Raw genomic sequence first — 11582 nt, forward strand, 5'->3', positions numbered from 1 at the left:
TTTGTTACCGTCGATCAAAATGTCCGCGCAATGAACACTCAGCACCAATGGCTACTTTCGACCCACCCGCCCGACCGACCACTCCCTCCAGCGCGTTCTTGAAGCGCATGGATGAAGCCGTCCAGGATCGACTCGCGGAGGCGGAGCCGGACTTTGACCTAGGCGCGAGAAGCCCTGAGCACCTGCAGTCCTGGAAAGACGCCGAGGCGCGCGTCGAGAAAATCCGCGCTGACCTCAACCACATCGTCCGCGACCTGCACGCCCACCCAGAGGAGGCGTTTGAGGAACACCACGCGCAGGCGGTGATCGCCGGGGTTCTTGAGCGCCATGGGTTCCAGGTGGAACGCGGTGCGCATGGCGTATCGACGGCACTGCGGGCCGAATGGCACAGCGCCGACTACAACCCGGCGGTGCATCCCGCGGTTGCCGTGCTGGCCGAGTACGACGCGCTTCCCGGCATCGGCCACGCCTGCGGACACAACGTCATCGCAGCGGCCGGTGTCGGCGCGTTCCTCGGCGCCGTCGGAAGCGGCAGCGGCAGGATCGTGTTCCTGGGCACCCCGGCGGAGGAGGGGCACACCGGCAAGGAGTACATGATCCGCGGCGGGATGCTCGACGGCGTTGATTGCGCGGTGATGATCCACCCGTTTTCCTACGACCTTGTGTCCCACGTCTGGGTGGGGCGCCGCACACTGACCGCGACGTTTACCGGCGTGCCAGCGCACGCCTCGATGCAGCCGTACATGGGGCGAAACGCCCTCGACGCGGCCACGCTCGCCTACCAAGGGTGCGGGTTGCTGCGCCAGCAGATGCCGCCTTCGGACAGGTTGCATGCGGTGCTTTCCGACGGCGGAGCCCGCGCCTCGATCATCCCCGAGACCGCCACGCTGCAGCTGTATGTCCGCTCGCTGTACACGGAAACGCTGATGGATTTGAGCCAGCGCGTGGAGGACATCTTTCAAGGCGCGGCCTTGATGACGGGCACGGCAGTGGATGCGCAGTGGGACGAACATCCGATGTCGCTGCCTGTCCGCAACAACGCGACGCTTGCCCGGCGGTGGGGTGCGACGCAAGCGTCACGCGGCCGAGACGTGCTTCCGGCGGGAACCCTGCCGGATTCGCAGGCCGCGTCGACCGACTTCGGCAACGTGTCCCACCTGGTTCCGGGCATCCATCCGCTGGTGAAGATCGCGCCGGAGGGCACCGCGTTGCACACCACCGATTTCGCCGCGGCGGCGATCTCGGATCAGGCGTTTGAGGGCGCGTTCGACGCCGCGGTCGGGCTGGCGCAAACTGTCGCGGACATCCTCAACGACCCGCAGCTGCTCGCGGATGCGAAAAAGGAGTTCGACGCCGCCGGCGGCGCGATCTCCGTCGAGGAGCTGCTCGCCCGCGAGACCGACCAGCACTAGTAATAGAAAGGGAATTCCTCCCAGTTCGGCGGACGCTTCTCCAAAAAGGAGTCGCGCCCTTCGACCGCCTCGTCGGTCATGTACGCCAGGCGGGTGGCCTCGCCGGCGAAGACCTGCTGGCCCATCAGGCCGTCGTCGACGAGGTTGAACGCGAACTTGAGCATCCGTTGAGCTGTGGGGGACTTGCCGTTGATTTCGCGCGCGACCTGGATCGCCTCGTCTTCCAGCGAAGCGTGGTCGGCCACGATGTTCACCGCGCCCATGCGCTGCATCTCTTCCGCCGTGTAGGTGCGGCCCAGGAAGAAGATCTCGCGCGCGAACTTCTGTCCCACCATCTTGGCCAGGTACGCCGACCCGTAGCCGGCGTCGAATGAGCCGACGTCCGCGTCGGTCTGCTTGAACCGCGCTTCCTCCTTCGATGCGATCGTCATATCGCACACCACGTGCAGCGAGTGCCCGCCGCCGGCCGCCCAGCCGTTCACCACCGCGATGACCACCTTTGGCATCGTGCGGATCAGGCGCTGCACCTCCAGGATGTGCAGGCGTCCGCCCTCGGTCTTCGCACGGGCCTCGTCCACGGTCTCGGCGGTCTCGCCGCCCGCGTACTGGTAGCCGGAGCGGCCGCGGATGCGTTGGTCGCCGCCGGAGCAAAACGCCCAGCCGCCGTCCTTTTCAGATGGCCCGTTGCCGGTGAGCAGCACCACGCCCACCGACGGGTCGCGCCGCGCGTGGTCGAGCGCGGTGTACAGCTCGTCCACGGTGTGGGGGCGAAACGCGTTGCGCACCTCGGGGCGGTCAAACGCGATGCGCACGGTGCCGTCGGCACGCTCCTTACCCACGTGGCGGTGGTAGGTGATGTCGGTGAAATCGAAGCCCTCGACCTCGCGCCACTGGGTGGGGTCGAAGGGCTGGGCGGTGGAGTACTGCATGGGGGTAATCGTACCCATACACCCCTTTTAGTTAGGGCAGCCTTGCTTTAACATCAACGGCATGCAGGAGCATGTGCTTATCGACGTCCCCGTCGGCCACAACGCCACCATCAAGAGCATCAGCTGCCCGACCGCGCGGCGGCTGCGTGAGCTGGGGCTGCGCACCGGTGCGACGATCACCGTGCTGCAGACAACCGCAGGCGGCGGCCGTGTGGTCAAGGTCCGCGGCTCCCACTACGCCCTGGGCAAGGAAACCCTGCGCGGCATCACCGTCGCCCCGGACGGGCAGGCCGCATAATGGCCGACTGCCACGGAGCCCCGGTCGCCGAGTTTGCGCCGGTGGGCACGCCCACCATCGCGCTGGTCGGTGCGCCGAACGCGGGCAAGTCCACGCTGTTCAACGCGTTGACCGGCGCGAGCGCGACCATGGGCAATTACCCGGGCACCACCGTCGAGGTCGCCCGCGGCGTCTGGCGCCCCGCCGGCGCCACCTACAACATCATCGACTTCCCCGGCGCGTACTCGCTGGACCCCGTCAGCCCCGACGAGGCGCTCACGCGCGAGCTGCTTATCGACGACACACGTGACCGCCCCGACCTCGTCCTGGCGGCGGTGGACACCTCCAACCTGGCCCGCGGCCTGTACTTGGTGGCGCAGCTGGCGGAGCTCCCCTACCGGCTCGTGGTGGTGCTGACCAAGAGCGACGTGGCGGCCAAGCAGGGCCTGGAGGTGGACCCGGTGGTGCTCGAGCGCGAGCTCGGCGTGCCGGTGGTGGTGCTGGATCCGCGGCGCAGGGATGTTGGTGGGGTGGCGGAGCTCGTCGATAGGCAATTGCATCTACCTGGCGTAGCGGCGCGTGAGGCGGCGGCCGGCGACGAGTTCGCGCAGGCCGACGAGCGCTTCGAGTGGATCGACAACGCGGTGGCCGCCGCGACCGTGCGCGACGAGCACCGCGACACCGTCACCGAGGCCGTGGACCGTGTTGTGCTGCACCCGGTGGCCGGCCCGCTGATCTTCCTCGCCGCGATGTTTGTGGTCTTCCAGATCACCACCACCGTCGCCGCACCCCTGCAGGACGCGCTGGACGCGTTCTTCACCGGCCCGCTGTCGGACTGGGCGAGCGCCGGCCTGGAGCGCATCGGCCTGGATTACCCATTTGTGCAGGGGCTCATTGTCAACGGGCTAATCGGCGGCGTGGGCATGGTGCTCACGTTCGTGCCGCTGATGGCGCTGATGTTTTTGTGCTTGGCGGTGCTGGAGGATTCCGGGTACATGGCCCGCGCCGCCGTGGTGGCGGACCGGCTGATGCGCGCGATCGGGCTGCCGGGCAAGGCGTTCATCCCGCTGATCGTGGGCTTCGGCTGCAACGTGCCGGCAATCTCCGCCACGCGCGTGCTGGCCACCCCGGAGCAGCGCCGGCTGACCGCGCTTTTGGTGCCGTTCACCTCGTGCTCGGCCCGGTTGACGGTGTACGTGATGCTCGCGCAGACGTTCTTCCCGGAGCACGCCGGCACGGTGGTGTTTGCCATGTACGTGGTCTCCATCGCGCTGGTGGTGTTGGCCGGGCTACTGCTGCGGGGCACCCTGTGGCGCACGATGGGCTCGGACCCGCTGGTGATCGACCTGCCCACCTACCAGCTGCCCACCGCGCGCCTGTCCCTGTCGGTGATGTGGTCGCGCCTGAAGGGCTTTCTCAACACCGCAGGCGGCATCATCGTGGCCACCGTGGTGGTCATTTGGGCGCTGCAGTCCACCCCGGCGGTGGGCGGGTACAGCTGGGGCGACGAGGACCTGGCGCCGGCGGACTCCGTCTACGGCGTGGCCTCCGGCGCGGTGGCCCCGGTGTTCGAGCCCGCGGGCTTTGGCTCCTGGTCGCTCACCGGCCCGTTGGTCACCGGCTTTCTGGCCAAGGAGGCGGTGATTTCCACCTGGGCACAGACCTACGCGCTGGAGGACCCGTCGGACCTCACCCCCGAGGAACAGGGCACCTCCGACCTGGCCACCGCGGTGCGCGCGGACTTTGACCAAGCATCCGGCGGGCACATGCTCGCCGCGGTGTGGGCCTACATGATCTTCCTTATGGCGTACACCCCGTGCGTGGCCACGCTTGCGGCCCAACGGCGCGAGATCGGCTGGAAGTGGACGCTGCTCGGACTGGTGGGCCAGCTCGCGCTCGCGTGGGCGTTGGCCGTGGGCACGTTCCAGCTGCTGAAGGTGTTCTTCTGATGCGCCCGATGCAGGCCGTGGTCGCCGCCATCAAGGACGGCGCCCGCTCCCGCGCGGACATCCGCCGCGTGACGGGGCTGACCGATTCCACCGTGGACGCCGTGGTCCACCACCTCGAGCGCACCGGGCACCTCACGTTGGAGGAGCTTGGCTCGTCGTGCGCCGGCGGGAACTGCAGCTCCTGCATTGCCGCCGCGGCGAGCGGCATGACGTGCGCGGATCGGCCGAAGGGCCCGGTCGCGCTCGTGCTGACAAAGCGGCCACAATAACTCGCTGGCAGCTGTACCCGCTTTATATCTCTTTATAACTCCCCCGACCTATAAAGAGGTATAAAGCAACCCATGCTGCCTTCCGCCGACGCAATCCTCGAGCGCGCTCACGTCGTGGCGCTTCCCATGGCCGTGACATTCCGCGGCATCACCACCCGCGAGGCCCTGCTCATCGACGGCCCCGCCGGCTGGGGCGAGTTCTCCCCGTTCACGGAGTACGGCCCGCAAGAATCGGCCGCCTGGCTGCGCGCGGGCATCGAGTCCGCGTTCACCGGCCTGCCAAAGGCCGAAGGCACCGTCGAGGTCAACGGCACCATCCCCGCCGTCGACGACGTCGAGCCCGTCCTTGCGCGCTACCCCGGCGTGAGCACGTTCAAGATCAAGGTCGCGGAGAAGGGGCAGTCGCTTGACGACGACCTCCGGCGCGTCAACGCCGTTCGCCGGCTGCGCCCCGACGCGAAACTGCGCGTGGACGCCAACCGCGGCTGGAGTGTGGACGAGGCTGTCGAGGCCGCCGAGAAGCTCGGGGAGCTGGAGTACATCGAGCAGCCCTGCCCCACCGTGGAGGAGCTCGCGGAGGTGAGAAAGCGCACCAGGACGGCGATCGCGGCGGACGAGTCCATCCGCCGGGCCGCCGACCCCTACCGCGTGGCCGAGCTCGAGGCGGCGGATGTGGCGGTGTGCAAGGTGGCGCCGTTAGGTGGCGTCGATAGGCTTGTGCGCATCGCGCGCGACCTCGCACTCGACGTCACGGTGGCCAGCGCCCTGGACACCGCCGTGGGCATGGACGCGGGCCTGGTGGCCGCCAAGCTCACCAGCTCGCGCGCGGCCGGGCTGGCCACGCAACGGCTGTTCGTGGAGGATGTCGCCGCGCCGCGGAAGCTTATCGACGGCCACCTCACGGTCACCCGCACCACCCCCGATCCGGACCGTCTTCACGGGCTGCGCGCGCCGGGGAAGCGCCGGGACTGGTGGTTCGAACGCGTCCGCGCCTGCGTGGAGGTGCTGGGGCGCAACCCCCAAATCCGGATGTAATTCCGGACATCCGTGTGGGAAACGGGGGGAGTGGGCTAATCTTTGCGACATGTCGACTCCCGTGATCCACGATTCCGCCGCACTGTCCGACGGTGACCTCGCCAAGGCCCCCACGCCCGGCGAGTGGCGTCGCCAGCTCATCGGCCTCCTCCTCGGTGTGGCCCTCGCCGCGCTTGTGTACTTCATCTTCCCGTCCGGCGCCGCGGACGTGGTCAGCCAGTCCTCCGGCGCGAAGGAGGGGGTGGACTACTCGGCGACGTCGATGCGCGTCGTCGCCGCGACCACCGTGCTCATGGCCGTGTGGTGGATGACGGAGGCGATCCCGCTCGCCGCCACCGCACTCATCCCCATCGCCGTGTTCCCGCTCGCGGGCGTCGCCCCGTTCAAGGAGGTCTCATCGCCGTACGCGTCGGCGACGATCTTCCTGTTCATGGGCGGCTTCCTCATGGCACTCGGCCTGCAGCGCTGGAACCTGCACCGCCGCCTCGCGCTCATGGTGGTCAAGGTGGTGGGCACCTCGCCGAAGCGCATCATCTTGGGGTTCATGATCGCCACGGGCTTTATGTCCATGTGGGTCTCCAACACTGCCACCGCCGTGGTCATGCTGCCCATCGGCACGTCGGTGCTCATGCTCACCGCGGACACCGTCGGAGGCATGGACAAACAGAAGAGGTTCGCTACCGCGCTGATGTTGGCGATCGCGTATGCGGCGTCGATCGGCTCGCTGGGCACGCTCATTGGCACCCCGCCGAACGCGCTGCTCAAGGGCTACATGGAGGAGGCGCACGGCATCTCCATCGGCTTCGGGCAATGGATGCTCGTGGGCATGCCGGTGGCCATCGTGTTCACGTTCGTCGCGTGGTGGGTGCTCGTTACCGTGTTCAAGCCGGAGATCGACCATATCCCGGGCGGCAAGGAACTCATTGACGACGAGCTCAAGAAGCTCGGCCCCTGGACCTTCCCGCAGATCACCGTCGGGCTGATCTTCCTCGTCGCCGCGCTCGCCTGGATCTTCATCCCCCTGGGCATCAACGCGTTCGGCTGGGACTTCCCGTACGACGACGCCATCGTCGGCATCATCGCCGGCCTGGCCATGTTCATCGTCCCGGGTACGGCGAACGGCAAGCGCCTGCTCGACTGGGAGACCGCGAACGAGATGCCGTGGGACGTGCTCCTCCTCTTCGGCGGCGGCCTCTCCCTGTCCGCCATGTTCACCGCGACGGGCCTGTCGCTGTGGATCGGCGAGAAGGCGAAGGGCCTGTCCAGCCTGCCGATGTTCCTGCTCATCCTCGCCGTCGCCGCGCTCGTGCTCGCGCTAACGGAGCTGACGTCGAACACCGCCACCGCCGCGACGTTCCTGCCCATCATGGGCGGCGTCGCCGTGGGCATCGGGCTGACCGACGCCACGGAGATGAACGTCCTGCTCCTCGCCATCCCGGTCGCGCTGTCCGCCACGTGCGCGTTCATGCTCCCGGTGGCCACCCCGCCGAACGCGATCGCGTACTCCTCGGGCTACGTCACCATGGGCGAGATGATCAAGGGCGGCATCTGGCTCAACGTCATTGCGCTTGTGCTCATCGCGCTGGCCACGTACTTCATCGCGGTGCCGGTCTTCGGGCTCGTGCTCTAGCGCAACCGCGCGCGCTAGTCTGTTGCGCATGGATAACGAGACGAGACAGTACAGCCCCCAGGGCGAGCCGCCGCGGCGCGAGCGCCCGAAGCAGTACTTCCCGGACCAGTCCGCGGCCTACTACGAGCAGGGCTACCAACAGCCGGCCTACGAGCAGCCGGCCTACGCACCCCAGTACGAGCAGCCCTACTACGAGCCGGAGCCCGAGAAGGGCACCAGCGCGGGCTCGATCGCGCTCGGCATCATCGCGGCGCTGAGCTTCATCGCCGCCGTCGTCCTCTTCTTCCTCTGGCGCGGCGCGGCCGAGGAGGCGGACAAGCCCGCGGTGACGGAGACGAAGACGGTCACGCAGACCACCACCGAGGTGCAGACGAAGACGCAGACGACCACGAAGTTCCCGTCGATCTTCCGCGACCGCGAGGACCCGACCGCCACGCTGCCGCCGGAGGAGCCGCAGCCGCGCGAGACCGACATCCAGCGCGAGGTGCGCGACATCATCGACCAGATCCGCGGCGGCGCGGACGAGTTCCTCCAGGAGCAGCAGCAGTGACGGCGATGGAGGTGGCGTCGGCGGTGGCGGAGCTCGTCGCCACGCATTGCACCGATGTGGTCATGAGCCCGGGCTCGCGCAACTCGCCGCTTGCGTACGCGCTGCTCGCGCGCCGGGACGTCACGGTGCACATGCGTATCGACGAACGTTCCGCCGCCTTCACCGCACTCGGCCTCGCGCGCGTGCAGCGCCGCCACGTGGCGGTGGTGATGACGTCCGGCACCGCCGTGGCCAACGCGTACCCGGCCGTCATTGAGGCACACATGTCCCACACCCCGCTCGCTGTGGTCAGCGCTGACCGCCCGGAGCGCCTCGTGGGCACCGGCGCGAGCCAGACGATCTGGCAGCAGGGCATCTTCGGCCGCTACGCCGCGACGCAGCAGGTGGCATCGCTTGACGACGTCCACGCGGCAACCTTCGCCGCGGGGCAGGTGCACATCAACGTCGCCCTAGACACCCCGCTCGTGCCCGAGGCCCTGCCCGAGGAAGTGGGGCAGCCACGCCGCGTCGGCCCCGGCGCCCTGGAGGGGGCGCGCGGGCTCGTCGATCACGGCGCGGTAGACGTGGACCTCACCCGCGACACGCTGGTCATCGCCGGCGACGAGGCCTGGGAGGTGCCCGGCCTCGAGCACGTGCCCACCATCGCCGAGCCGACCGCGCCGGCGCCGTTCCACCAGGTGCACCCGCTGGCCGCGCGGTTCTTCGCGCAGTCGCAGGTGGCCATCTCCCACGACGGGGGCGACTTCGCCGCGAACACGAAGCCGGAGCAGGTCGTCGTCGTGGGCCACCCGACGCTGCACCGCGACGTCATGGCGCTGCTCGCCGACCCAGACATCGAGGTGATCGGCCTCTCGCGCACGGACACGTTCACCGGGCACCCGGATCGGCGCGGCTCGCGCGTTAACGCCACCGGGCAGCCGACGGACACGTGGATCAAGATCTGCGAGGCCGCCGGCGAGGTCGGCGCGGAGACCGTGCGCACCGCGCTCGCCGAGGAGGAGTTCGGCTTCACCGGCCTCCACGTCGCCGCCGCGGTGTGCGACACCCTCGCCGTGGGCGACACGCTCATGCTCGGGTCCTCGAACCCGGTGCGCGACGCCTCGTTCGTGGGCATGCCCTTCGACGGCGTCGACGCGTACGCGGCCCGGGGCGCGGCCGGCATCGACGGCACCGTCTCCCAGGCCGTCGGCGTCGCGCTGGCCACCCAGGCGTTGCGTCCCGACGAGATCCGCGCGCCGCGCACCGTCGCGCTCATGGGGGACCTGACGTTCCTCCACGACGTCAACGGCCTGCTCATCGGCCCCGACGAGCCGCGCCCGGGCAACCTCACCATCGTCGTGGCCAACGACGACGGCGGCGGCATCTTCGAGGGCCTCGAGCCCGGCGGCGCGGGCGTGCGCGGCGCGTTCGAGCGAGCGTTCGGCACGCCCCACGGCACCGACGTGGCCAAGCTCGCCGAGGCGTACGGCGCGGCGTACCGGCGCGCGGACACCCTCGCCGAGCTGGGCGAGGTACTGCTCGAGCTCGAGGCGGAGCCGCAGCCGATCGCCGTCGTCGAGGCCGCCACAACTCGCGCCACGCGGCGCGCGCTCGCGGAGCGGCTGAACCGGTGAGGTGGCGGCGCCGGGGGCACCAGCTCGTGCTGGCGCTGTACGCGTTCGCGCTGCTCGGGTGCGTCGCCATGGTCGGTGGCCCCGCGATCAACGACGCGCGCATCCACGCCGACCCCGGCCGCGGCTCCGCCACCGTCACCGAGGTGGGGCGCTGGCGCACCTACATCGAGTACCAGACGGAGGACGGCCAGCTCGTCTCCCCGCCCGGGGGCGTGCTCTACCCGACGGGGTTGGGGGAGGGCCAGCAGGTGTGGGTGACGTACGCGAAGTCGAACACGGACCTGGTCAAGGTGGAAGGCCGCGGCTGGGCGCTCGCGCTGCGCCCGGCGCTGTCGGTGCTCGCGGTGGCCACGCTCATCGCGGCCGGCGCGTGGGCGGGGGTCAGTCGGTGGGTGCCGGAGGGGCGTCGAGAAGCGAACGCTTCACCGTCGCCGGCACCCCGGCGACGAGGGTATCCCCGACCGTCACCCCCGGCATGACCATCGCGCCGGCGCTCGACGGTGATGAGCTGGCAGCGTTCGGCTCGTCCCCGCCGGGCAGGTACCACTCGCCGGAGCGGATGCGTTCCATGTCGTTCTCGTGCATGCGGGCCAGGGTAGCGGGGAAAATTCACGCGGCGTTTAACTCCGGTTGGGCCGTGGTTCGCCTGAGTGTGGAAAAGTAAGCAGACATGCGTGTGGGAATCGTCGCGGAATCGTTTCTGCCGAACGTCAACGGTGTGACCAACTCGGTGCTGCGGGTGCTCGAGCACCTCAAGCGCGAGGGCCATGAGGCGATGGTGGTCGCGCCGGGCGCGCGCGACTTCCAAGACGAGATCCCGGACTACCTCGGCTTCGAGATCGTGCGCGTACCCACGGTGATGGTGCCGCTCGTGGACTCGCTGCCGATCGGCGTGCCCACCACCACCGTCGCCGCGGCGCTCGCCGGGTTCAAGCCGGACATCATCCACCTGGCTAGCCCCTTCGTCCTCGGCGGGGCGGGCGCGTTCGCCGCGCGTCAGATCGGGGTGCCGGCGGTGGCGCTGTACCAGACCGACGTCGCCGGCTTCGCCACGAAGTACCACCTGCCCATGGTGGCCAACCTCGCGTGGGAGTGGACGCGCACGATCCACAATATGAGTGAGATGACGCTGGCGCCGTCGTCAAGCTATATCCGCGAGCTTGAGGCGCACGGCATCAAGAACGTGCGCCACTGGGGCCGCGGGGTGGACACCGAGCTGTTCAACCCGGCGAAGCGCTCGGAGGTGCTGCGCCGCGCGTGGGACCCGACGGGGGAGAAGAAGATCGTCGGCTTCATCGGGCGGCTGGCGGCGGAGAAGAGTGTCCATCGCCTCGCCCCGCTTGTCGACGATCCTTCGGTCCAACTCGTCATCGTCGGCGGCGGCCCGGAGCGTGACGAGCTCGAGGCGCTTCTGCCCACCGCCGTGTTCACCGGCCCGCTCGGCGGGGAGGAGCTGGCGCGCGCCTACGCGTCGCTGGACCTGTTCGTGCACACCGGCGAGTTTGAGACGTTCTGCCAGGCCATCCAGGAGGCCCAGGCATCCGGTGTGCCCACGATCGGCCCGCGCGCCGGCGGCCCGATTGACCTGATCAAGCACGGCGAGAACGGCCTGCTGCTCGAGGTGCCCACGTTCGAGGCCGAGCTGCCCGACGCCGCGCGCTGGGTGCTCGACGACGCCCGCCACGCCGACCTGCAGCGCGCCGCCCGCGCGTCCGTGGAGAACAAGACGTGGGCCGCGCTCGGCGACCAGCTGCTGGGTTACTACTCCGAGGTGCTGGACGCCTACGAGCGCAACGTGGTGCACCTGTTCGGCCGCGACGTGGCCCTGCCGCGCTGGGCGCCGGCACGCCTGGGCCAACCCCGCAGGCAAGCGCGGCGCGACGACACCGCGTAAGCGCAAGCGCGCCGCCAAGTAGAG

General features: G+C 69.3%; 12 protein-coding genes. 11 read left to right on the forward strand and 1 reads right to left on the reverse strand.

From position 1 onward, the window contains the following. Nucleotides 1–47 precede the first annotated feature (47 nt). On the forward strand, nt 48–1412 hold the full coding sequence (locus tag CJEDD_RS01685) for a M20 family metallopeptidase (RefSeq protein ID WP_042405800.1): 1365 nt from the start codon (nt 48–50) through the stop codon (nt 1410–1412). Here the strand turns inward: CJEDD_RS01685 and CJEDD_RS01690 are convergent. Then, the gene (locus tag CJEDD_RS01690; protein WP_042405798.1) at nt 1409–2341 is read right to left on the reverse strand and encodes a 1,4-dihydroxy-2-naphthoyl-CoA synthase; all 933 of its coding nucleotides are present in this window, start codon (nt 2339–2341) and stop codon (nt 1409–1411) included. The two genes, CJEDD_RS01685 and CJEDD_RS01690, sit on opposite strands and share 4 nt — an antisense overlap. Nucleotides 2342–2402: 61 nt before the next feature. Between CJEDD_RS01690 and CJEDD_RS01695 the strand changes: the two genes are divergently transcribed. The 10 genes from CJEDD_RS01695 (at nt 2403) to CJEDD_RS01740 (ending at nt 11558) form a co-directional block, all read left to right on the forward strand. Next, nucleotides 2403–2639, forward strand: coding sequence for a FeoA family protein (locus CJEDD_RS01695; protein WP_042405797.1), 237 nt, complete (start codon nt 2403–2405; stop codon nt 2637–2639). Continuing rightward, nucleotides 2639–4567: a ferrous iron transport protein B gene (gene feoB / locus CJEDD_RS01700; protein ID WP_042405796.1), complete on the forward strand. Its 1929-nt coding sequence runs from the start codon at nt 2639–2641 to the stop codon at nt 4565–4567. The genes CJEDD_RS01695 and feoB overlap by 1 nt, the downstream gene beginning before the upstream one ends. After that, nucleotides 4567–4836 (forward strand): hypothetical protein, encoded by a 270-nt coding sequence (locus CJEDD_RS01705; RefSeq protein WP_042405795.1) that lies wholly within the window; start codon nt 4567–4569, stop codon nt 4834–4836. The genes feoB and CJEDD_RS01705 overlap by 1 nt, the downstream gene beginning before the upstream one ends. 72 nt (nt 4837–4908) lie before the next feature. Further along, on the forward strand, nt 4909–5871 hold the full coding sequence (locus CJEDD_RS01710) for an o-succinylbenzoate synthase (protein ID WP_042405793.1): 963 nt from the start codon (nt 4909–4911) through the stop codon (nt 5869–5871). Between the two features lie 49 nt (nt 5872–5920). Continuing rightward, complete coding sequence (locus tag CJEDD_RS01715) at nt 5921–7501, forward strand: SLC13 family permease (protein ID WP_042405791.1); 1581 nt, start codon at nt 5921–5923, stop codon at nt 7499–7501. Between the two features lie 28 nt (nt 7502–7529). Continuing rightward, the gene (locus tag CJEDD_RS01720; RefSeq protein WP_052333732.1) at nt 7530–8051 is read left to right on the forward strand and encodes a hypothetical protein; all 522 of its coding nucleotides are present in this window, start codon (nt 7530–7532) and stop codon (nt 8049–8051) included. A gap of 5 nt (nt 8052–8056) precedes the next feature. Further along, the gene (gene menD, locus CJEDD_RS01725; protein ID WP_042405809.1) at nt 8057–9664 is read left to right on the forward strand and encodes a 2-succinyl-5-enolpyruvyl-6-hydroxy-3-cyclohexene-1-carboxylic-acid synthase; all 1608 of its coding nucleotides are present in this window, start codon (nt 8057–8059) and stop codon (nt 9662–9664) included. Next, nucleotides 9661–10143, forward strand: a complete 483-nt coding sequence (locus CJEDD_RS01730; RefSeq protein ID WP_042405788.1) for a DUF3592 domain-containing protein — start codon at nt 9661–9663, stop codon at nt 10141–10143. Before menD ends, CJEDD_RS01730 begins: the two co-directional genes overlap by 4 nt. Then, nucleotides 10140–10328 (forward strand): hypothetical protein, encoded by a 189-nt coding sequence (locus CJEDD_RS01735; RefSeq protein WP_042405786.1) that lies wholly within the window; start codon nt 10140–10142, stop codon nt 10326–10328. Before CJEDD_RS01730 ends, CJEDD_RS01735 begins: the two co-directional genes overlap by 4 nt. Before the next feature lie 6 nt (nt 10329–10334). Next, entirely contained in the window at nt 10335–11558 is a 1224-nt protein-coding gene (locus tag CJEDD_RS01740; protein WP_042405785.1) for a glycosyltransferase family 4 protein, read from the forward strand. The last annotated feature ends 24 nt before the right edge of the window (nt 11559–11582 follow it).

Source organism: Corynebacterium jeddahense, from assembly GCF_028609865.1.
In the GTDB taxonomy this organism is placed as follows: Bacteria; Actinomycetota; Actinomycetes; order Mycobacteriales; family Mycobacteriaceae; genus Corynebacterium; species Corynebacterium jeddahense.